This window comes from Enterococcus sp. DIV2385, assembly GCF_051711925.1.
GTDB lineage: Bacteria > Bacillota > Bacilli > Lactobacillales > Enterococcaceae > Enterococcus > Enterococcus faecalis.
In genome coordinates this window covers 929,811-952,387 of sequence record NZ_JBIONV010000001.1, presented here as the reverse complement: position 1 = coordinate 952,387, position 22,577 = coordinate 929,811, and the positions used below count along the sequence as shown (strand labels likewise).

The following is a 22,577-nucleotide window of genomic DNA, read 5'->3' as shown; positions in this document are numbered from 1 at the left end:
TCATGGGGGACCGTGTCCAAAAAATAACTAAAGGAGGTTGTATTACTTGAAAAGTTCATTAGAAACCATTGAAAAAAGGCAACAAAACATTCTCGCGCTGCTGCAAAAAAACAAACAAATGACTACCTATAAATTAGCAGATGCTTTAAATGTTTCCTTAAGCACAATTCGTCGTGATTTAAATGTCTTAGAAACTAAGAATGACATCATTCGAAAATATGGGTATTGTATTTACAACGACCAAAATCAGAAAGACTTTGATCAATCAGGACCGGAGTTATTAAAACAAGCCATTGCTCGTGTTGCTTGTAGCTATCTAAGTGATTATGATACCGTTTTCATTAATTCAAGTTCCACTGCTTTGAATATTCTCCATTATTTAAAGGCCGACCATCTGACCATCGTAACGAATAATTTAAAAATTGCCACCAAGCCTCATGTTTCTCAATACAATTATATTTTGACCGGAGGCGAATTACGTTTTCCCAAAGAAGTTCTGGTAGGAGATATTGCCATTAACACAATCACCGCAACGCATGCCGATGTTTGCGTAATTGGCTGTAGCGGGGTCAGTTTAGAACATGGCGTCACTACAAAAATTTTCAATGAAGCAAAAATTAATGAGCTTATGATAAAACAAACAACAAAAGTAAAAATTCTGGTCGCAGACCATCGAAAAATCGGCTTGACGTCTAAATTTAAAATTGCTGATATTACCGCTTTTGATTGTTTGATTACAGACAAACATTGCTCATCAACTTTAATTACAGAACTTCGTAAGACCGGCTTAAAGGTTATCCAAGTCGACTAAAAAAAGAGCGTAGGACAAAAATCTCTTTTGGATTTTTGTCCTACGCTCAAAATCTGATAAATAAAAAAATAGCACTTATTTCTTAACATTCACTTACTTCGTAAACGTTGCCTTTAATCGTTCCAACGGTTGATGCTCTTTGTTATAATACTGAACGAGATATTGTTCAGGTGTACTTTCAATTATGGCATATGTTTTCTCTTGAACTGGTCCACGAGGTAAACGAATACTTCCCGGATTAACAAAGAGAATGTTATTGTGTCGCTCTGCACCGAGTACATGAGTGTGACCAAATAAGGCAATTGTCGCTCCTGCTTCTTCCGCCTGTAAAGCAAGTGTCGTGAGCCCCATTCTAACATTGGCCAAATGACCATGTGTCATATAAATAACTTGATCTCCCACTTTTTTAGTCACAGTTTTGGGAAATTCATCATAAAAATCACAATTTCCTTGGACTACAATGAATTTTTGCCAAAGTTCATCTGTCGGTTCTAATTCAGAATCACCACAGTGAAAGAGTGCATCGACTTGTCCTTCATAATGATTCACTAAGTCAACTAAACAGTCACGGTCGCCATGATTATCGCTTACTACCAAGATTTTCATACGTTTCAACTCCTATTTTTTTAGCCATTCTTCCCATTGTTCTTTTAATTTTGCCACTGCTTGTCCACGATGACTAACTTTATTTTTCTCTTCTCCAGACAATTCAGCTGCCGTCTTACCAAGCTCTGGAACATAGAAAAGTGAATCGTACCCAAAGCCTCCTTCACCACGAGGAATCGTACCGACTTCTCCTGGCCATTCAGCTTCGACCACCAGACTTTCTTTCTTTGGTTCAGCAAAAACCAATGTACAATGGAAACGCGCTTGTCTTTTTTCTTTTGGCACGCCCGTTAACTCATGTAGTAGTTTCGCATTATTTGAAGCATCGTTAGTTGGCTCACCAGCAAAACGAGCAGAATAAATCCCTGGCATTCCTCCTAAGGCATCAACAATTAATCCTGAATCATCTGCTAGTACTGGTTTCTGTAAAATTTCTGCAATTGTTTCAGCTTTTAGACGAGCATTTTCTTCAAATGTTCGACCAGTTTCTTCTACATCTGGCAAATTCGGATAATCTAATAACGTCTTAACTGTATATCCTTTTTCACCAAAAATTGAACTAAACTCTTTCGCTTTACCAGGATTTCTAGTCGCAATGACAATCACTTTCTCTTCTGAATCTTGCGAAGGGACTTCTTCAGAGGCTAAAGCATAAAGCGCTTCTTTCTGATACGCAATTAATTCCTCAATCCCTGTTTTTCCATAAAAGAGCATGGCATTTAACTCATCTCCTGAGAAGGTAGCTTCTTCACCCGTTCCTTGAATTTCCACAAATTCACCAGATTCGGTCATCACGATGTTCATATCCACTGCAGCATTCGAGTCCTCTGCGTAATCTAAGTCCAGCACACAATAACCATCGGGTAAAATACCCACGCTGACAGCAGCTAAATGCTCTTTAATTGGGTCTTCCGCTAGCGCACCAGTCATCAATAAATGATTGACTGCTAAGCGTAGAGCAACAAAAGCGCCTGTAATACTAGCTGTACGGGTTCCCCCATCTGCTTGAATCACATCACAATCGACAACAATGCTCCGTTCCCCTAACTTTTCTAAGTCAACAACAGCTCGCAATGACCGCCCAATCAAACGTTGAATCTCCATTGTTCGCCCTGTTAATTTTCCTTTCGCACTTTCCCGAATATTTCTTGTGTTCGTCGCGCGAGGGAGCATGCTATATTCAGCTGCTACCCAACCTGTTCCCCCGCCTCGTAAAAATGGGGGAACCTTTTCTTCGACAGTGGCTGAGCAAATTACTTTTGTATCACCAAACGAAATAACCACCGAACCTTCTGGATGTTTAAAAACATTGGTTTCAATAGTGATCTTTCGCAATTCTTTTGGTGCACGACTATCATGTCTAATCATTTTCGTTTCCTCCTAAGTGAATCTGTTGTGCTTTTAAGTTCTCTATACCAAGCCAACTGCTTGCAATCTCTTCAAACATTTTTGCAGAACCAGTTGTATAAAATTCATGGGGCTGTGTAGGCGCTTCAGGCGTGTGGGCAATGTCAAAATAATCGAGAAGCATGCTGACTTCGCCAACTGTTTCGGCTCCTGAGTCAATTAATGTCACATGACTCCCCATCACATTTTGAATCACCGGACGTAACAACGGGTAATGGGTACAACCTAAAATCAACGTATCAAGTCCTTTTAATTGTAGTGCTTGAAGTGTTTCTGCCACAATTTTTTTTGCTACGGAAGAACGATATTGATTACTTTCAACAATTGGGACAAATTTAGGGCAAGCTAAACTAGTCACCTCAATTGTTGGTGCCTTACTTTTAATGGCGATTTCATAGGAAGCACTTTTGATTGTCCCTAACGTACCTATGACACCAATCTTGTTATTTTTTGTGACTTTAACGGCTGCTCGTGCGCCAGGTAAAATAACACCGACAACTGGAATTGGCAAGGCAGCTTTAATTTCTTCTAATGCGACAGCCGTCGCGGTATTACATGCGATTACTAGCATTTTTATTCGTTTTTTCAATAAAAAATCGGCCATTTCCCAAGTAAACTGAACGACTTGTTCGGCTGGTCGTGGACCATATGGGCAACGGGCTGTATCTCCTAAATAAATTAATCGTTCATTTGGTAATTGTTTTAGCGCTTCCTTTAAAACAGTTAATCCACCAACGCCAGAATCAATTAATCCAATGGCTTCTTGATTGCTCATTCTCATCCTACCTTTGCCTTTTATTCACTGCCTTTATTTTCTACTTTTTAAGGACTATTGTCAATTTTTCCTGTTTTGCTCTCATTTATTTCTTTTTTTGAAGGAAATCTTTTTCGATTAAAAAACTAGTAATTCATTTTTTTGTATGTTATAATTCCTAACATTGAGAATACAATTAGAAATACATTTGGTTAATTTAATTTAAATAACACGTTTCTCACCGAATCCTCTGTTATCTTTTCTACCAAATGATTGCAAAGGAGACTGCCTATGATTTCTTTAGAACATGTAAATAAGTATTTTGGGGAGCATCACGTTTTAAAAGATATTACTTTGAATGTAGAGCAAGGAGAAAAAATTGTCATTATCGGACCCTCTGGCTCTGGCAAAAGTACATTAATTCGGTGTATGAACCAATTGGAAAAAGTCAATGATGGTTCCGTCGTAATTGATAACATTGACATCACCAAACCGAAAGCACCGATTCAAAAGGTTCGCCAGAAAGTTGCCATGGTCTTTCAAAATTTTAACTTATATGCTCACAAAACGATTATTGATAATTTAACGTTAGCACCGATTAAAGTGATGGGCGTTTCCAAAGACGAAGCGGTTCGTACTGGCATGGAGTATTTAGAACGAGTCGGTTTGGCTGATAAAGCTTCTGCTTATCCTTCGCAGCTTTCTGGCGGGCAGCAACAACGGGTCGCTATTGCTCGTGCCTTAAATATGCATCCTGAGATTATCCTTTTTGATGAACCGACTTCGGCACTTGATCCAGAAATGATTCAAGAAGTTTTAGATGTAATGGTCGATCTTTCCAAACAAAATATTACCATGGTTTGTGTCACACATGAGATGGGCTTTGCTCGCCAAGTGGCTGACCGTGTAATCTTCATGGACCAAGGACAGATTATTGAACAAGGAACGCCTGAACATTTCTTTACAAGCACTGAAAACCCTCGTGCAAAAGAATTTCTAAGTAAAATTATTCATAACGGGTAATGAATAAAAAACAAAAAATTGGAGGAATGAAGGAATGAAAAAACAAAATAAATGGCTGGCTGGACTCTCCCTACTTGTATTAGCAGGCATCATTGTGGGCTGTGGTAGCGGCAACAATGACTCAACTTCCAAAAGTGCTTCATCAAACAAAACGGTCACAGTAGAACAATTAAAAAAAGCAGGGAAAATTAAAGTAGGTGTCAAAGAAGACATTCCTAATTTTGGCTATATGAATCCTGATACAAACAAAAATGAAGGAATGGAACCAGATATTGCACGCTTGATTGCGAAAGAAATTACCGGCAGCGAAGAGAATGTGGAATTTGTGGGCGTGACAGCGAAAACGCGCGGTCCCCTTTTAGACAATGGTGAACTAGATATGGTAATTGCTACATTTACAATTACTGATGAACGTAAAAAGACTTATAATTTTACAACTCCTTATTATACAGATGAGATTGGTTTCCTTGTGCGCAAAGAGGATAACTTCTCCAGCATGAAAGATTTAGACGGAAAAACAATCGGCGTTGCACAATCTGCTACGACAAAAGAAAACTTAGAGAAAAAAGCGCAAGAGGAAGGAATCAAATTTACTTATCAAGAATTAGGTTCCTATCCAGAATTAAAAACAGCGTTAACTTCTAAACGAATTGATGCATTTTCAGTGGATAAATCAATCCTATCTGGCTATGTGGATGGCAAGACAGAAATTTTAAAAGATGGTTTTTCGCCACAAGAATATGGAATTACCACAAAGAAAGCAAATACTGAATTAAATGATTATCTAAATGGTTTAATTGAAAAATGGGAAAAAGACGGCACACTAGAAAAAATTTATCAAGACTGGGGCTTAAAAAATTAATCATTCCTAAGACTTGAAGAATCAAAAATTTTAGGAGGGATTTTTATGTTTTTGTTAGCCAATATTTCCTGGCTTGAAGAAGGGCCATTTGCCTTATATCGTTGGGAAGCTTTATTTCAAGATTGGCGAATTTTTGGTCAGGCATTTCTCTATACTATTCTGCTTTCTTTAGGAGCGATCTTAGTTGCCTTTGCTTTAGGCATTTTCTTTGGCAGTTTATCAGCGACCAAAAGTAAACTTTTACACGCAATTAGTCGTGTCTATGTAGAATTTTTTCAAAACACACCTTTGTTGATTCAATTTATCGTAGTCTATTATGGCTTTCCTCTGCTAAGCCCGCTGCTTTCATTTTCTATTACTACGATTGCCATTCTGTGTGTAGGCCTCTATCATGGCGCCTACATTTCTGAAGTGGTTCGCTCAGGAATCGGAGCTGTCCCAAGAGGGCAATTTGAAGCGGCTTACTCCCAAGGATTAACGTATGGTCAAACGATGCGGTATGTGATTTTACCACAAGCATGGCGGATTATGTTACCGCCTTTAACCAATCAAGTAGTGAATCTAATTAAAAATACGTCAACAGTTGCCATTATTTCTGGCGCTGACGTAATGTTTGCTGCCAATAGTTGGTCGTCTGTCAACTTGAACTATATTCCCGCCTTTGCGCTTGCTGGTTTCTTATATTTCATTCTTTGCTTCCCATTAGCGAATTTGGCTAGAAAAATGGAAGAAAAAAATAAGAAAGCATATAGCAGATAGGAGGAAAACAGATGCCTTTTTCAGAAGAAATGCGTCAATTACTGACAGCAAATAATTTTCAATTTCTATTTAACGGCTTAAAATTGACGCTCTATATTTCCTTCGTCTCAATTATTTTGAGTACGATTTTTGGCACCATTCTAGCCGTTTTGCGAAATCAAACCCATGGACCACTGAAGTTACTTGCCAGTATTTATGTAGAAGTAGTGCGTAATATTCCAAACTTATTGTGGATTTATGTTATTTTTTTGATTTTCAAAATCAAATCCACACCTGCTGGAATTGTGAGTTTTACTGTGTTTACTACCGCTGCTTTAGCGGAAATTATTCGTGGTGGTTTAAATGGTGTTGATAAAGGACAAATTGAAGCGGCGCGTTCTCAAGGGTTTTCAAATTGGCAAATTCTTTATCATATTGTTTTGCCTCAAGCCATTCGCAATGTTTTACCAGCGATCGTTTCTCAGTTTGTTACTGTCATCAAGGATACAAGTTTCTTGTATTCCGTGATTGCTTTGCAAGAACTCTTTGGCAAATCTTATATCTTAATGGGGCGCTACGCACAAACAGGACAAGTATTCACTATTTACGGAATCGTCGCCCTAATTTATTTCATTATTAACTTTAGTATCTCACAATTTTCACGTTGGCTTTCACGAAATTGGGCGAAAAGTTATTAATGTAGTTAAAAACAGGAGGCTGAGACAAAAGTGTTTAGCTCCAAGAAATAAGAAGGAATTTCCGAAAATTGTTCTTTAATTTTTGGAGAATTTCGGCTTATTTCCGAAGGAGCTGCTTTTGTTCAGCTGATTATCTTAAGATTTAGAAAGTGGGGCATAAGTCATTTCGACTTATGCCCCACTTTCCTGTTTTTATTTTATCTTACTTCTACTTGATGTTTTTCAATTAGCGCTTTTTCAACTTTTTCCATTGAACGGTTAATTTCTTCATCCACTAATGTCGCTTCTGCATTAACGAAAGTTAAACTATACGCCATTGATTTTTTGCCAGCGCCTAGTTTTTCACCTTGATATACATCAAATAAATGAATCTCTTTCAAATATTTACCTGCGTTATCTGAAATAGTTTTAACTAGTTCTTGATTGGTAACTGTTTCATCGACTAATAAAGCAATATCTCGAGAAACTGCTGGGAATTTAGAAACTGCTTCATAAGTAACCCCGCCTGCTTCTGTGGCTACTAATTGTTGCAAGTTTAATTCAGCAACATATGTTTCAGGAATATCGTACGCTTTCGCTGTCGTTGGGTGAACTTGTCCGACAAAACCAACCACTTCATCTTCTAAATAAATCCATGCTGTCCGGCCTGGATGCATTTCTGGAATCGCCGTTGTCGCTTGATAACTGATTTTTTCTGTTAATCCTAAAACAGCTACAATACTTTCCACTAAGCCTTTTACTGTATAAAAATCAACGGCTGTTGCTTTTGTTTGCCAATCTTTAACCATTGTATTACCAGTTAAAGCAAGTGCTAAGTGATTTTCTTCTGTAGGTAAATTTTTTGTTGGATCTTCTGTTTGGTAGAAAACGCGTCCTACTTCGTAGAAGGCGATATTATTATTTTTACGTGCCACATTGTATGCGACATCATCTAATAAACCAGAAATTAAGTTCATACGTAACACAGAACGCTCTTCACTCATTGGCCATTGCAACCGTGTTGTTTGACTTTCTTTCATCATAAATTGACGGGATTTTTCTTCTGTTGTCAACGCATAGCTGATGGCTTCACTCGTACCATGACCTTCCAGTAAGCTCTTTAATTGGCGCGTAACATGTTGTGCTTTGGTTAGACTTCCAGCAACTGTTTCTCCACTTGGCAATGTTGAAGGTAAATGATCATATCCATAAATGCGCGCCACTTCTTCAATAATATCTGCTTCAATCGCAATATCCCAACGTCTTGGTGGAATCGTAATTTCATAGGCGCCTTGATTTACTTCATAAGCAAAACCGAGTGCTTCAAAAATTTCATTCACCGTTGCTTCATCTAATGCAGTGCCTAAATATTGGTTGATTCGTTCTAAAGTCACAGCTACCTGCGCTTCTTTAACGGCCACTTCAGAACCAATTGCAGTGCCTGAGACTACTGTTCCGTCGGCTAACTCTGCAATCATCGCGGCTGCCACATCACAAGCTAGCCCAACTGTCGCTTGGTTGATGCCTTTTTCAAATCTACTTGAAGATTCACTCCGTAAATTGAATTGTTTAGACGTTTTGCGAATAGACAATGGATTGAACAATGCCGCTTCTAAAGCCACAGTTGTTGTTTCTTGACTGATTTCAGAATTAGCCCCACCCATTACACCGGCTAAGCCGACAGGCGTTTTTCCATTCGTAATGACGATATTTTCTTCTGTTAATTGACGTGTTTCACCATCTAATGTAATTAGTTCTTCTGCTGCTGTTGCTCGACGAACCAAGATTTCTTTGCTATCTAATTTTTGATAATCAAATGCATGCAATGGTTGACCAAATAATAATAAAATATAATTTGTCACGTCCACCACATTGTTAATCGGACGGATTCCTTCATTCATCAATCGATTTTGCAACCACTGAGGACTTTCTGCAATCGTCACATCTTTAATGACACGAATTTGATACGCTGGTGCATCTTGTGAATCTTCAACAGTCACTGTTACGTAATTTCCCACGTTATCTGAAGCATCTTCTTTGAGTTCGGGATCATTAAACTGAGGCGTTTGACGATAAATTGCGCCAACTTCATAGGCTACCCCTCTCATACTTAGTGCATCTGCACGGTTTGGTGTAATTGATAATTCAATAATCGCATCATCCATGTCTAAATAAGGGAAAACAGGTGTCCCATTCACTGCTTCTTGAGGTAAATAATAAATCCCTTCAGCATAGGCTTTTGGTACGACATTGTCTGAATATCCTAGCTCTTCTAACGAACAAATCATTCCGTTAGAGACTTCGCCACGCATTTTACCTTTTTTAATTTTTTGATTTCCTGCAATTCTTGAACCAGGTAATGCTACGATGACTTTAATTCCTGCTTTTACATTTGGTGCTCCACAAACAATTTGTGACAATTCTTCTTCACCGATGTCTACTTGGCAAATTGATAAGTGGTCAGAGTTTGGATGAGGAACACATTCTTTTACTTCACCGACAACAATTTTCTTTAATCCTTCTTCAGGTACAGCAACGCCCTCAACTTCGATACCTGTCACAGACATTTTGTCCGCTAATTCTTGCGGAGTAACGTTTGAAAGATTAACATATTCATTTAACCATTTATAAGAAACTAACATTTTTCAACTACTCCTTTACCTTGAATTGATTTAAGAAACGTAAATCATTTTGATAAAAATTACGGATATCATTTACACCATAACGTAACATAGCAACGCGATCTGGTCCTAAGCCAAAGGCAAAGCCTGAGTACTCTGTTGGATCAATCCCTGACATTTGTAACACATCTGGATGAACCATCCCCGCACCTAAAATTTCAATCCAACCTGTATGTTTGCAGACGTTACAACCTGCGCCGCCACATTTAAAACAGCTAACATCTACTTCGACTGAAGGTTCTGTAAAAGGGAAATAGCTAGGACGTAAACGAATTTTACGATCTTCACCAAACATTTTTTTCATCATGACTTCTAACGTCCCTTTTAAATCACCCATTGTGACATTTTTATCGACAACAAGGCCTTCAATCTGATGGAATTGGTGACTATGTGTCGCATCATCTGTATCACGACGGAATACTTTCCCAGGAGAAATCATTCGTAATGCACCTTTTGAAAAATCGTGTTTTTCCATTGTTCGAGCTTGAACTGGTGAAGTATGCGTACGAATTAACATCTCATCTGAAATATAAAACGTATCTTGCATGTCGCGTGCCGGATGATCTTTTGGTAGATTCATGCGTTCGAAATTATAGTGATCCGATTCTACTTCGTATCCTTCCACTACTTGATAACCCATGCCTAAGAAAATATCTTCAATCTCTTCCATAACTTGTGTCAAAATATGACGTGTGCCTTGAGGCATTTGTTTTCCAGGTAAAGTTACATCTAAACTTTCTTCTTTTAGTGCCGCATTTAACGCTTCGTTTTCTAAAACAACTTTGCGCGCTTCAATTGCTTCTGTTAATAAATCACGAATTTCATTTGCAAAGCCCCCCACCACTGGTCGTTCTTCTGGTGAAAGGTTTTTCATGCCTCTTAATACTTCGGTGATTGGCCCTTTTTTTCCTAATGTTTCTACGCGAATTTGGTTTAATTCTTTTAAAGTAGCAACTTGTGCGATTTCTTTGAGCGTATTGTCTCTAAGAGCTTCTAATTGCGCTTGTAATGTCATTATGCGTTCCCCTCTATCTTTTATTTAAACTAAAAAAAAAACGATAACCCATTCCTTTCAAAGGAACGAGCTATCGTGTTACCATCCTAATTCATAACAAATTGTTGTCATGCACTCATTTCATTTAACGGCAATTACCGGTTTGCTTTCTTCTTGAAAACAAACAAACTCAGGAAGTGAATTTCGCTTGGTGACTGTGTAAATCAGCTTCCAGTCTCTGGCTGACTCTCCCTAAAACACGTCAATTCAAACTACTTGTTTCCATCACTGTTTTTTTAGTTATTTAATTACGTTTAGTTTACAAGAAGTTTTGCTTGCGGTCAACTGCATTCTTCGTCTTTTACCCATTTTTCTGCCCAATGTTGAATTTGTTCCATTGCTAATTGCAAGTCTTCGCCTTTTTCGGTTAGGAAATATTCTAAGCGATTTCCTTCACCGCAACGAACAGCTTTGGTGATAATTCCTTCAGCTTCTAGTTCCTTCAATCGCTCTACTAAGACACGATCACTTAACATTGGAATTTTTTCTTTTAATTCGCCAAAACGTTGAGGACCTCGTTCTAATAAAACATCAATAATTAAACCATTCCATTTTTTACCAAGTATTGAAAATGATTTTTCAAATTTGGGACAAAGTACAAACGATTCTGTTTTTACTTTTTCCATCTTCCTCACCTCTTCAATGAGTATAGCACATTCCTTACAAAATGTAAGTGTTTCTGCTTCTAATTTTTTCTACTTTATAAAATCTACAACATTTCCTGTCTGCATGTCAATAATTACTCCTCCATTTAATAAAATTAAATAGACGTGCGACACCTCTTTATGCGTTGCCTCTTGTAGCGCTCTACGATAAAGATTCATCTGTCCGCGATACCGTTCGACAATTTCAGAAATCGCTTGGGGAGAGGTGCCTTTTACATGATCGGTTTTATAGTCATACAAAATGCATTGATTGTCTAATTCGATATAGCCATCAATAATCCCATGAATTAATAAATCATCTTGTGTCGTTTCTGGATAATTTTGAATGAGCTCTTCTGCTTCAATCAGCATAGAAAAAGGTTGTTCCCTTCTAACGGTTTGATGGTGTTGAATCAATTGTTTTCCTAAGGCGGTCTCAAAGAAGGCCACGATTTGTTCCAGATTCATTTTTTCAGCAATTGCTGGTAAAATCAATTTATTTTCCACTAAGCGTTCTTGAACAGCTCGCACTTCCTCGTAAGAAGGTTGTGTACTTAAATCAATTAGTTGTAATAAATAATGGGTTGCTGTCCCAATTTCAGCTGCTGAGGGCGCTTGAACCGTATCTAAAAATTTAGGCTTACTTAAATCTCCTTCAATCATTCGATTGACAATCAACGGTTGCGCTTGAATAGTATTGTCTTCCCGAACCTCAATTTTACCAATTTCTTTGTTATCGGGGTCATCAAATACTCGCTTGATTTCAGAAACAGACTGATAACTGGTGGTCCGAGTAGCCACTTCAAACGGATAATTGAAACTTAACCGTGCAAGACCACGATTGATTTTGTCAGCAGATAATTGCGCTTTTTCGGCTAAATCCTCTGCTTGTCTTTCTGGCAATTGTAATTGCTGAATGGCTGCTCGTAGTTGTTCTTCGTTGAACCACCGAATATGAAAGTTAGCTGGGTGCTTTTTGACTTGCGGAACGTTACTTACTACTACTTCTTGCTGATATTCATCGGCTTTTTGATGACGTACCAATGTCATCCCAACCCAATTCATTAAACTACTTTTACTTTGCAAGCGATTTTCAGCTGGTAGCACCAGTGTTTCTACATCGCCAACTTTCAGCCACTCTTTCCACATCGCCGCTTGGTCTTTATAGGAGCCTACCAGAAAAAGTTTCTGTTCTGCACGTGTCAACGCCACATATAACTTCCGCATTTCTTCGGATAGTAATTTTCTTAATCGTACTTGTTTAATCGCCAAAAATGGTAAAGTATCGTACATAACTCGTTCTTCAGGTTGTAAATAACGAATGCCTACCCCTAAATTTTCTTCAAAGATATAGCGTTCATTCAAATCACTGACATTAAATTCTTTGGTCATATCTAAAACGAATACCACCGGAAATTCTAACCCTTTACTAGCGTGAATCGTCATGACGCGTACGGCATTCTCTTCACTTAAAACGACTGGTTCCGCTAAATCTTTGTCTTTTTCTTGCATTTTTTCGATGAAGCGAACAAATTGAAATAATCCGCGGAAGGTTGTTTTTTCATACGCCGCGGCCCGATCGACCAACGCATATAAATTGGCTTGGCGTTGTTTGCCAACAGGCAACCCGCCAACATAATCAAGATAGGCCGTTTCCCGATAAATCGTCCACAGCAAGGTGCTAAGCTGGTTGCGTCGAGCCTGTTCCCGCCATTTTTCTAATGATTCAGCAAAACGTATAGTTTTTTCCTGAACAACTGCTTCCTCCATGGTTGGTTCCATCTTTTGATTAAACATTAAAAATGCTTCGTAGTAACTGGTTTCCTTATTAGCCAAACGAATAAGCACTAATTCGTTTTCTTTTAATCCAACAATTGGTGAACGTAACACAGCTGCCAAAGGAATGTCTTGATAAGGATTATCAATCAATTGAAGCAAGGCAATCATTGTACGAATTTCCGTTGCTTGGAAATAATTTTGAGCATCATTGACTTGAACTGGAATTTCTAATGATTTAAAAACATCTAAAATAGTTAAATTATTTTTCTTTGTAGGCGTTAATAAGACAATATCTTGATACGTAATCGGTCGATCCGTTTTCAGCTTTTTATCATAAATTAAGAAATTTTGGTCAATTAATTCACGAATTTTCAAAGCAGTAACGTAAAGTTCCCCTTCTGTCTTATCTTCAATCAACAACTCAGGGGATTGTAATTCTGGAAATTCAACTGATTCTGTTGCTTTTTTTTCATAAATTAGCAATTCAGTTGAATAATCAGCTGCCTCCGAAAATTGATCAAAACCATGAACCAAAGCGGCTGACTCATCGTAAGCAATTTGGCCCACTCGCTCATCCATTAATTGACTAAATACTAAATTCGTAAAGTCTAAAACGTCTTTGCGGGAACGAAAATTTTCAGCTAGAATAATTCGTTTGCCCTCTTTGCCTTGCCCATACTGATTGTATTTTTCAATAAACAATGTAGGATCTGCCAAGCGGAAAGAATAAATAGACTGTTTCACATCTCCTACCATAAAAAGGTTTCCTTCTGCGCTAAGCGGGCGGCGCAACCAATACAAAATAGATTCTTGTAATTGATTGATATCTTGGTATTCATCGACTAACACTTCATCAAATTTTTCTCGATAGTAAACCGAGGCTTCTGATGCATGCCAGCCATCTGCCTGATTTTTCGCTAAAATAGCTAACGTATAATGTTCTAAATCGTTAAAATCCACTAAATTTTTAAGCCGTTTTTCTGCGCCATAGGCCTCCATAAATTGTTTCCCCACGTGAGCCATTTCTTGAACAATGGGCGTGGCCTCTTTCAAGACTTGTTTCATGGCATCTGGAGAAAGTGTAAACAGTTGCTTTTTCAAATCATTTAACGCTTTTTTATTTTGTTCTCGCAACTGTTTGGCTTGTTCCGCGGTCGGTTTCAACTCTTCGGCACGAACTGTTGGGTAGCGGTCAAAGCTTAACAATTCAGTCAAATTATAGGCGCTTTCTAAATCATTTCTCTCTAAAAATTGTAAAAATTGTTTTGTTTGTTCCTTTTCATTTTGAGCTAAATACCAAATCTTTTGAAGTTTCTCTTCGCCCTCTGTTAAGGTCACCATTTCTTCGTAACGCTGAAGAGTTCGTTGTAACGTCTCAACGGCTAGCGGTTTTAAATACGTCTGAAATAACGTTGATTCGCCTAGCTGATCCCCTACTTCGTAGGCTTGTGTTAAGCCATTAATCCACGCCTCTGGATCAGGATTGGCTTTGGCAAATTCATAAAAAGAAAAAATTAAGTTAGTGAGTCCGTCATCACTACGATCATTGGAAAAATTCGCTGTTAATTGGTAAAATTCTTCTTGATTTTCCGCATAAAATTGTTCACGTAATGCATCCCAAACATCTTCTTTTAATAACAATGTTTCTGTTTCATCTGTTAACATCCGAAAAACTGGATCTATGTCAATTAAATAATAAAAACGACGAATAACAGTTAAACAAAAGGCATGTAACGTGCTGATATTGGCTTTTGGCAAAAGAGCAATTTGACGAGAAAAATGCCGTCTTCTTTCTGGATCTTGTTCTTCATTCATTGCCTTTTGTAAAGCCACTTGGATACGTTCTTTCATCTCACGGGCGGCGGCTTCAGTGTACGTCACAATCAAGAGACGATCGATATCGACGCCGCTTTTGACTTTTTCAATGACACGGCGGACTAAAACGGTGGTTTTTCCTGAGCCAGCCGAAGCAGAAACTAAGATATTTTCATCGCCATCAAACACCGCTTGCCATTGACTGTCGGTGAATTGCTCATTGGCTGGACGTAGTGGAATTGTTTTACTCATCTTCGGTTGCTCCTTCCTCATCTTTGTTTAACAAGCGCGCCATAATTTCCTCTTTGGATAAATTCTCAATACGATGATAATTATTTTCTTTTAACATCACATCAAAATCACAGACACTTCGAAACGGACAATAGCGACAAGCAATCCGTTCCTTGCCTTGATAAGCGGGATTAAGTTGAACTTCGCCGCCAATAATTTGATTCCCCGCTTCAATAAATTTATTTCGGTTATGGGAAAGCAACGCGCCTAATTCTGGTTCTGTCACAAATTTATCTTCTTGGCGACGACCAGGTTTAATTTGTTCTTTGGCGGATTCTTCAATCGGAAACAGCAACGAACTTTGTTTAGCTTGCAGACTCGTATCTAAATGATCCAATAAATCTGGGTCTTTCATCAAAAGACCATCAAACTGATATTTTTTAAGCATTTGTTGTTCAATGTCGTCTTTGCCTTCATAAGATAACGTAGGATTGTGTACATGCAGATAAAGTGAGCCAGCAGGTTTAGCTTCTTGACCAACTAATTGCACAGCATCCATTAAAGCCACATCCAAGTACGTCAGCATTTGCATGGCTAAGCCGTAATACGCTTCTGTCATATTAAATTTACGGTGACTCGATTTATAATCAATCACACCTAAATAGGTTGATTCGGGTGTAACCAATTGATCAATCCGGTCGATTTTTCCCCGAACATGAATTTTCCCTTGATTTTTTAATGGTAATTCCAAACCAGAAATTCCTTTTTTAGCGGCAATTTGGCCAAATAACACTTCCGTTTGAACAGTCGTCATGCCACTTCGTTGGCTTTGGCGTTTCAGCGCCCAACTGACTTTTTTAATTGTTTGACTCAATTGATAGCGAATATAGTTCATGCGACTAGAGGTCGTTAATACAGAAAAACGTGCATCCCCTAAAATACTATTTAGTACTTCCTCCGCCAATAAATTGACTTCCTGATCGGTTAATTCAGATAAGTTCCGTTGATTCATAATCAATAATTTAAAGAACTGATCCAATGCTTCATGGAAAAATTCCCCTGTAGCTGCTGGCGAAAGCCCAAAGACATCTCTTTCTTTCAAACGTAAGCCATAGCGAGAAAAGTATTGATATTGACAGCGATAAAAACTCTCCATCCGAGAAACGGATGTATAAATATCTTTACCATATAAAGGTTCTGCTAAGACCTCATCAATCTTTTCAGGAATATTTTGATGCGTTAAACTTTCGAAAACTTGCTTGGCTAGCGGCGCAATTGATTGGTTCATTAGCGCTTTTTCCATATTTAACCAGAAAGGCAACAATCCTTCTTGTGTTTCTTTCCGTTGTCTTTTCAAACGCGTTAATTCACCGATTAACGTCCGATACGTACTAATATGGGCTAAACTGGTCGTTTCATCATCGAAAATGGTTGTTTCATTTTTTTCAAAAACGGGCAAGTTTAAATCTTTTTGGATATTTTTAAAATAAGGAGACGGTTTGACTTCTTGAGCGGTGTCTTTAACACTTGGATAGGTTAAATATAACCGTTCTCGCGCTGAAGAAAAGACGAGATACGCAACAAACGGTTCTTGCGCAATTTTGCGCCCAGTTGTCCCACGTAAATATTGGTTTTCCGTTAAAGTATCATTGATTGTCTGACGTTCTTCATCAGACAATAGTGTTTTATTTTCAATCTTTTGTGGAAAAATTTCTTCCGTCATCCCAATAGCAAAAGTAACCTTGGCAGCGCCAGGTCGAGTTAAATCCATTGCGCGAACTTGTACTTGGTCAATCGCTGTCGGCACTTTACTATAGTGCAAACCTTCCAAGCCACTAACAAATATTTCTTGAAACGTTGTAAAATCAAACGAACTTTCTCCGTAAACAGTGACGTATTCATCTAGTAATGACATCAATGCATCCCAAGTCTGTTCATGGTTACGAGCTGTTTCTAGTTGACCTGCTTCGATAGCTTGTAAGCGCCACATTTTTAATTGTGTTGCCACACCACTTTGCAGTAAAAAGTGATAGAAGACGGTCGCTGCTTCCAAACCAGTTTTGGCACTTATCATTGCTTGAAAGTAACTAGGTAGCAGCCGTTGAAGCGATTGACGAATCGCATTTGACTCTTCTTCCATCGTAGCGACATCTTCTTGCTCTTCCGCTTCAAAATCATACCGAATAAATTCCCAATCTTTTTCTTGTGACCAATAATAACCTTCATAGCCGTATGCCAGGACTACATTTTCGGTAATATCAACTTTTCTGCGCCAAGCGTTCCGTTGGTTTAACCAATCAGTCAAGCTTTCTTCAGAAGTAGCGTGTTGATTCATTGGCATAAATAATTCCGTTCTCAAAAAACGGAGCACATCACGATAACGATAATTGTACGAATGAATAGCAAATAAAGATTCAATCCATTCGACTAAAGGATGCCGATCCATAGCCATATCTCGGTCGACATAAACAGGAATCTCGTGTTCCGCAAAAATCGGTTCTAATAAATTTTCATAACAATCTAAATCACGAGTCAACACCTGAATTTCTTTGTACCGATACCCTTCTTCCACCACTAAACGGCGAATTTCGGTTGCAACATGTGTTAATTCTTCTTTAACGTTTTCAGCACGCCACAGAAATAAGCCATCGCCCCTCCAGTCAGTTGTGCTTAATGGAGGCAGGTGTTCTTGCGATTGAATCCAATAATCGTTTAATCCTTGCAAGTCTGGATTTGTAATTAATACCTCTTTCTTTTCCACATAATCTGAAAGAATCGGGATTTGCTTCTGTCTTGCTAGTTGATAAAGCTGATGATAGGTTTGTCCCGCTTCATAAAATAACGACCGCGGATCAGGTAAGTCATGCGGATATTGTTTGTCCAATAAAAGGGCTACTTTCACAGAACCTGCTTGCGCCATTAGCACTTCAATCAACTTTAATTCTCTGGCAGTAAACTGCTGATAGCCTGAAATAACGAATTGAACATTCGACAAATCAACCGTTTGTAAATACTCGCTTAAATGTTGAATAATCTCCGCTGATTCATAGCCATACTGACTCATTTGCAATTGGAATCGCGTAAAAATTAACGTTAAATCTTGAAACTTAAGTTGTAAATCTTGTCCTTTAGGGTTCTCCGTTTGTTTTTCTAAAAATGGATAAAGCTCCGCAATCTCAATATTGCCTTCGCGCATTTCTTGATAAAGCTGAAATAGTTGCTGAATAAAGCCAGGCTTGTTAATTTCACCTCTAAAAATTTGTAACTCTTCTTCTGCTTCTACTAAAATTTTGCGGAAAATCATCGCAGCGCCTGCATCAGATAAAACATCTGCCGAGTAAAAAGGTGTATGTTGTAAATAGTACCAAGCCAAACGATAAAAACTAAAAACCTGCAGACGGGTACTGGTTATTGAATCAGACGTAGTTGTCTGTAATTGACGTAACTTTTGCAAGACTTGAATTTCTTGCTCAAACTTAATATGGTTCGGGACTAAATAGAATACTTCATGCTGTGCGTCTTCCTCTAGCCATTGTTTTGTCGCCTGTATAAGTGGCGCTTCTAAGTCTGCCACGGCGGTTCCTCTAATAAACTGCACACTCATGGTTTCACATCCTTTTCCTTTGCACTGCCTTTATTTTACCACAAAAGAAGGACGGAAACATGTGTTTGTTTTTACACATTTCCGTCCTTCTCTTTTACTCATTGTCTCTTTTATTGTTTTGATACTTCTGGTATTGGACCAAACCGTGAGAATGGCCACATAACGAATTTCACTTCACCCAAAATATCTTTTTTATGAATAAAACCAATGACACGACCGTCTTTTGAATTCCGTCGATTATCACCTAAAACAAAGTAGCTATCTGCTGGTACTTTTTCTTTTAATGAAAAATCGCCTGTCAAAGGTTGACCATCTGTTAAGGCTTTTTTAAATTCATCTAAATAGGGTTCGTCAACTTCTTTTCCATTGATGTACAACGTATCATCCTTGTACGCAATTGTATCTCCAGGTAAACCAATCACACGTTTAATATAATTTTTATCTGGTTCATCTGGCGCTGGGAAAGTAATAATATCGAAACGATTAATTTCTGTGTTTTTTAACGTAATTACCCGTTCACCATCTGCTAACGTTGGATCCATTGAATGACCTCTCACTACGACAGGCGTAAATACAAATTGTCTCAGTAAAAACAGACCCAAAGCTAAACAGGCAAAAAAGACGACTGTTTTAATTAATTCTTTTGATTTCAAACTCATTCCTCCAAAAACCTTATTATCTTATGTCTCATATTCTACCACAAAGTAAATCAATCCTATAGTGCTTAACACCCAATTAATTTTTATGTACGCTTTTTTTACAAAATGGTCAGAAAAAAAACGTATTTCTTTCAAATTTGATTCTTACTTTTTTGATCCTGCTCATAAAAAAAGCATAATCAATTCTAAAAAGGGCTGAATTGATTATGCTTCTAGCGTTTTAGCGATCCATCACAACCACGTAACAAACTTCTAAAGGACCATGCAACCCGACAACCAGTTGCATTTCAATATCTCCTGAATTAGAAGGCCCTGAAATAAAGTGAATCGCTGAGCCAATTTTTTCGCCTTTTTCTATTTTTTCTGTATAAAAAGCTGCTGGCTGAGTCGAACGTGGAACGAGTTTGCTAAACGGTATAATTGAAATGTAATGCTTCGGTAAAAAGTGTAAAGCTCTGCCTTGCCCCGCATTGGACTCCACCACAATCGTTCCTGATTCAGCTAGTAAAAACTCAGCAAAGGCAATCGCGATATTTGCCTGAGCAGCTGTTTGAATATTCGCTTCTCGTTGCTCACTTCCAGGTTGCCATTGCTTAACAGAAACAGCCTCTAATGACTTAGCTAAATCAGCTAATCCATAGGCTTCAAAACGTGCATCTGTTGGCAATAAAAGATTGCCCCCACCAAACTCAGCAACAATTTGCTGAATCGTCGTCAGTAAATTTTCTTGTGTGGTTTCCACTAAGTTCGTGTGAATCGTTTCCACACGTTCTTTCACAATCGTTAATAGCTCTGCTGGTGTTTTATCTGCCAACTGTTCTTCTGGTAAATGATTAACTGGCTCAAATGGATGGGCCGAAACAGGCTGTTTTTCTACGCCTAATTTTTCTCGTAGATTTTGTAAAAAAGGTTCTCGATTTTGAATCGCTTCATTAGTCATTTTTTTCACCTTCTTGATGTTTTTTGAACCAACTTCTGAAGTTTTCTGAAGATTTTGGTGGTCTTGGCAAATCACGAACATCGGTCCAACCTTTTACTAACCCTGGTCCTTTATCAAGGTAGCCTCCATGATTGTACATGTTTTCAACAGTAATGTCTTTTTGTTTACTTAAAATGCCCGCTGCAGCATGATCGACTTTCATGGCTGCTTTAAACATTGCTGGTGAACCAGTGGCTTTACCTACCATACGCATTTGGAAATCTTCAAATCCATGTTTCGTTTTCAGATCATCGGTCATCACTTTACGATGTTCAATTAATAATTCGTGCAATGGAATTTTCACAGGACACGTTTCCGTACATGCCCCACAAAGACTAGATGCATAAGGCAATTCCCCAAACTGTTTATATCCACCTAAAATTGGAGAAAGCACAGCACCAATTGGTCCTGGATAAATAGAGCCATAACCGTGCCCTCCAATATGGCGATAGACCGGACAAACATTCAGACAAGACCCACAACGAATACACTGTAAGACTGGCTGAAAGGCTGTTCCTAACGCTTTTGAACGTCCGTTATCCAAAATGACCACGTGAAATTCTTCTGGACCATCGGATTCATCCGCATTTTTTTGCCCGGCAAACGTCACATACGTTGTTAAATTTTGACCAACGGCACTTCTGGCTAAAAGGTTATCTAAAACCTCTGCTTCACGCATTGTTGGTACGATTCTTTCCATCCCCATTAACACGATTTGTGTCTTAGGAATACTGATGGTCAAATCAGCATTTCCTTCATTTGTATTTAAGTTAATTAAGCCGCTATCCGCAATAGCGAAATTACAACCTGTAATGCCAATCTCCGCTTCCAAAAAGAATTTGCGCATCACTTCTCGTGCACAGCGTGCCAAATTTACCGGGTCATTATCTCCTTGATACCCTAATTTTTTCGCAAAAACCTGACGAATCTGTTCGCGATTTTTATGAATACTTGGGAAAACAATATGTGACGGCTCATCCCAGTCATCCATTTGTAAAATGAATTCCGCCAAATCTGTTTCCATCACACTAACATCGTCTAATCCCAATAACATTGGATCTATATCGACTTCGGTCGTCACCATTGATTTAGATTTCACAATTTTTTTCGCCTTTTTTTCTAGAACCACTTGTTTCACATATTCATTGGCCTCTTCGGCGGTTTGAGCAAAAAAGACTTTGCCACCTCGTTTGGCGACGTTATCACTGAACTCTTCTAAATAGTCAGGCAGATATTGAATTGTATGTTGGCGAATTTGTTCTCCCAGTTCACGCCATTGTGGCCAATTGCCTAAAGCTTCCCGCGCACCTTCTCGTTTCTCCCATTGGGCATCTTGTGCTTTGGCGACAGCCTTTTGCATAAACACATCTTTTTTACTTTCTTCAATTCGTTCACTTAACGGCTTATTGCTCGTTGATAATCCCACAGTTCTTCCCCCTTACCCTACCGATATGATTTGCGGTTGGTCCATGCGTGCTTCATCCACTTCGTGATTAAGGACTTCTGCAATATGCATAATCTTAATCTTTTTCCCATCACGATTGAATTTACCCCCGATATTCATCAGGCAACCCATATCCGCACTAATTAAAATTTCTGCGCCTGTATCAATCACATCGTTCATTTTTTCCGTCACCATTTGTTCAGAAATAGCTGGCATTTTCACTGAAAACGTTCCGCCAAATCCGCAACAATTTTCAAGATGTCCTAAAGGAATCATTTCTAATCCTTTCACATGATCCAACAAAACAAAGGGTGATTCTCGTTCATTTAAAATTCGCGTCATATGACAAGAACGATGATAAGTGGCTTTCCCATATAACGTTGCGCCAACATCTTTGACCCCTAAGACACGATAAAGAAACTGACTAAACTCATAAGTTCGCTCAGCTAAACGTTGTGCTTTTGGCCCATAAATAGGATCATCTGCTAAAAATTTGTGGTATTCTTTCATCATGCCGACACAAGACCCCGCAGGTCCCACCACATAATCGGCACCGTCAAAACTATCAATTTGATTCTTAAGCGTTGTCGTGCTCTCTGTCACATAGCCACTATTATACGTTGGCTGACCACAACACGTTTGGCTTGTTGGTAAAACCGTTTCACAGCCATAACGTTCCAAAACCTCTACCATTGCTTGCCCTACATTTGGAAAAAGTAAATCCACCACGCATGTCGAAAATATACTCACTTTCACGCAAAATAACCTCCTCGTTTTCTACGAAAAGGCTCCATGAAATTAATTGGGCG

17 protein-coding genes and 1 other annotated feature are annotated in these 22,577 nt (G+C 38.5%); of the genes, 5 read left to right on the top strand and 12 right to left on the bottom strand.

Features of this window, described 5'->3' with window-relative positions:
• Window positions 1–46 precede the first annotated feature (46 nt).
• Window positions 47–811 (top strand): DeoR/GlpR family DNA-binding transcription regulator, encoded by a 765-nt coding sequence (locus IGM04_RS04730; RefSeq protein ID WP_002382117.1) that lies wholly within the window; start codon window positions 47–49, stop codon window positions 809–811.
• Between the two features lie 93 nt (window positions 812–904).
• On the opposite strand, the gene IGM04_RS04725 is transcribed toward IGM04_RS04730, so the two are convergent.
• Genes IGM04_RS04725 through racE form a run of 3 tightly spaced genes read right to left on the bottom strand, consistent with a single transcriptional unit; the run spans window position 905 to window position 3,605 of the window.
• Entirely contained in the window at window positions 905–1,417 is a 513-nt protein-coding gene (locus tag IGM04_RS04725; protein WP_002386618.1) for a metallophosphoesterase, read from the bottom strand.
• 12 nt (window positions 1,418–1,429) lie between these two features.
• Window positions 1,430–2,785, bottom strand: coding sequence for a ribonuclease PH (gene rph / locus IGM04_RS04720; protein WP_002369622.1), 1,356 nt, complete (start codon window positions 2,783–2,785; stop codon window positions 1,430–1,432).
• Window positions 2,778–3,605, bottom strand: a complete 828-nt coding sequence (racE, locus tag IGM04_RS04715; RefSeq protein WP_002369623.1) for a glutamate racemase — start codon at window positions 3,603–3,605, stop codon at window positions 2,778–2,780. Before racE ends, rph begins: the two co-directional genes overlap by 8 nt.
• Before the next feature lie 264 nt (window positions 3,606–3,869).
• Here racE and IGM04_RS04710 point away from each other — a divergent pair, with 264 nt between their 5' ends.
• Genes IGM04_RS04710 through IGM04_RS04695 form a run of 4 tightly spaced genes read left to right on the top strand, consistent with a single transcriptional unit; the run spans window position 3,870 to window position 6,899 of the window.
• Window positions 3,870–4,601, top strand: coding sequence for an amino acid ABC transporter ATP-binding protein (locus IGM04_RS04710; protein WP_002360585.1), 732 nt, complete (start codon window positions 3,870–3,872; stop codon window positions 4,599–4,601).
• A 34-nt stretch (window positions 4,602–4,635) separates the two neighbouring features.
• The gene (locus IGM04_RS04705) at window positions 4,636–5,463 is read left to right on the top strand and encodes a transporter substrate-binding domain-containing protein (protein WP_002360586.1); all 828 of its coding nucleotides are present in this window, start codon (window positions 4,636–4,638) and stop codon (window positions 5,461–5,463) included.
• Between the two features lie 45 nt (window positions 5,464–5,508).
• On the top strand, window positions 5,509–6,222 hold the full coding sequence (locus IGM04_RS04700; protein ID WP_002363695.1) for an amino acid ABC transporter permease: 714 nt from the start codon (window positions 5,509–5,511) through the stop codon (window positions 6,220–6,222).
• Window positions 6,223–6,233: 11 nt separating this feature from the next.
• Complete coding sequence (locus tag IGM04_RS04695) at window positions 6,234–6,899, top strand: amino acid ABC transporter permease (protein WP_002382114.1); 666 nt, start codon at window positions 6,234–6,236, stop codon at window positions 6,897–6,899.
• Between the two features lie 197 nt (window positions 6,900–7,096).
• Here IGM04_RS04695 and pheT read toward each other — a convergent pair whose 3' ends face one another.
• The 9 genes from pheT to IGM04_RS04650 form a co-directional block, all read right to left on the bottom strand.
• The gene (gene pheT, locus IGM04_RS04690; protein ID WP_086317783.1) at window positions 7,097–9,520 is read right to left on the bottom strand and encodes a phenylalanine--tRNA ligase subunit beta; all 2,424 of its coding nucleotides are present in this window, start codon (window positions 9,518–9,520) and stop codon (window positions 7,097–7,099) included.
• Between the two features lie 7 nt (window positions 9,521–9,527).
• Complete coding sequence (pheS, locus tag IGM04_RS04685; protein WP_002358034.1) at window positions 9,528–10,574, bottom strand: phenylalanine--tRNA ligase subunit alpha; 1,047 nt, start codon at window positions 10,572–10,574, stop codon at window positions 9,528–9,530.
• Between the two features lie 58 nt (window positions 10,575–10,632).
• Window positions 10,633–10,851, bottom strand: a binding site (T-box leader).
• Between the two features lie 43 nt (window positions 10,852–10,894).
• A complete protein-coding gene (locus tag IGM04_RS04680) occupies window positions 10,895–11,239 on the bottom strand; it encodes a winged helix-turn-helix transcriptional regulator (protein ID WP_002358035.1) in 345 nt (114 codons plus the stop codon).
• Window positions 11,240–11,308: 69 nt separating this feature from the next.
• Window positions 11,309–15,103: a helicase-exonuclease AddAB subunit AddA gene (gene addA, locus IGM04_RS04675; RefSeq protein WP_086317782.1), complete on the bottom strand. Its 3,795-nt coding sequence runs from the start codon at window positions 15,101–15,103 to the stop codon at window positions 11,309–11,311.
• Window positions 15,096–18,686 carry a PD-(D/E)XK nuclease family protein gene (locus tag IGM04_RS04670; RefSeq protein WP_086317781.1) on the bottom strand — a complete coding sequence of 1,197 codons (3,591 nt, stop codon included), beginning with the start codon at window positions 18,684–18,686 and terminating at the stop codon, window positions 15,096–15,098. Before IGM04_RS04670 ends, addA begins: the two co-directional genes overlap by 8 nt.
• 110 nt (window positions 18,687–18,796) lie before the next feature.
• Window positions 18,797–19,345, bottom strand: a complete 549-nt coding sequence (gene lepB / locus IGM04_RS04665; RefSeq protein ID WP_002358039.1) for a signal peptidase I — start codon at window positions 19,343–19,345, stop codon at window positions 18,797–18,799.
• A 220-nt stretch (window positions 19,346–19,565) separates the two neighbouring features.
• Window positions 19,566–20,285 carry a LutC/YkgG family protein gene (locus IGM04_RS04660; protein WP_002361597.1) on the bottom strand — a complete coding sequence of 240 codons (720 nt, stop codon included), beginning with the start codon at window positions 20,283–20,285 and terminating at the stop codon, window positions 19,566–19,568.
• Entirely contained in the window at window positions 20,278–21,750 is a 1,473-nt protein-coding gene (locus tag IGM04_RS04655; protein ID WP_086317780.1) for a LutB/LldF family L-lactate oxidation iron-sulfur protein, read from the bottom strand. Before IGM04_RS04655 ends, IGM04_RS04660 begins: the two co-directional genes overlap by 8 nt.
• Before the next feature lie 12 nt (window positions 21,751–21,762).
• Window positions 21,763–22,524, bottom strand: coding sequence for a (Fe-S)-binding protein (locus IGM04_RS04650; RefSeq protein WP_002360596.1), 762 nt, complete (start codon window positions 22,522–22,524; stop codon window positions 21,763–21,765).
• Window positions 22,525–22,577 lie beyond the last annotated feature (53 nt).

Excerpts from the sequence above, each read along its gene's own strand:
- IGM04_RS04725 (WP_002386618.1), bottom strand. The coding sequence starts at position 1,417 with ATGAAAATCTTGGTAGTAAGCGATAATCATGGCGACCGTGACTGTTTA.
- rph (WP_002369622.1), bottom strand. The coding sequence starts at position 2,785 with ATGATTAGACATGATAGTCGTGCACCAAAAGAATTGCGAAAGATCACT.
- racE (WP_002369623.1), bottom strand. The coding sequence starts at position 3,605 with ATGAGAATGAGCAATCAAGAAGCCATTGGATTAATTGATTCTGGCGTT.
- IGM04_RS04710 (WP_002360585.1), top strand. The coding sequence starts at position 3,870 with ATGATTTCTTTAGAACATGTAAATAAGTATTTTGGGGAGCATCACGTT.
- IGM04_RS04705 (WP_002360586.1), top strand. The coding sequence starts at position 4,636 with ATGAAAAAACAAAATAAATGGCTGGCTGGACTCTCCCTACTTGTATTA.
- IGM04_RS04700 (WP_002363695.1), top strand. The coding sequence starts at position 5,509 with ATGTTTTTGTTAGCCAATATTTCCTGGCTTGAAGAAGGGCCATTTGCC.
- IGM04_RS04695 (WP_002382114.1), top strand. The coding sequence starts at position 6,234 with ATGCCTTTTTCAGAAGAAATGCGTCAATTACTGACAGCAAATAATTTT.
- pheT (WP_086317783.1), bottom strand. The coding sequence starts at position 9,520 with ATGTTAGTTTCTTATAAATGGTTAAATGAATATGTTAATCTTTCAAAC.
- pheS (WP_002358034.1), bottom strand. The coding sequence starts at position 10,574 with ATGACATTACAAGCGCAATTAGAAGCTCTTAGAGACAATACGCTCAAA.
- IGM04_RS04680 (WP_002358035.1), bottom strand. The coding sequence starts at position 11,239 with ATGGAAAAAGTAAAAACAGAATCGTTTGTACTTTGTCCCAAATTTGAA.
- addA (WP_086317782.1), bottom strand. The coding sequence starts at position 15,103 with ATGAGTAAAACAATTCCACTACGTCCAGCCAATGAGCAATTCACCGAC.
- IGM04_RS04670 (WP_086317781.1), bottom strand. The coding sequence starts at position 18,686 with ATGAGTGTGCAGTTTATTAGAGGAACCGCCGTGGCAGACTTAGAAGCG.
- lepB (WP_002358039.1), bottom strand. The coding sequence starts at position 19,345 with ATGAGTTTGAAATCAAAAGAATTAATTAAAACAGTCGTCTTTTTTGCC.
- IGM04_RS04660 (WP_002361597.1), bottom strand. The coding sequence starts at position 20,285 with ATGACTAATGAAGCGATTCAAAATCGAGAACCTTTTTTACAAAATCTA.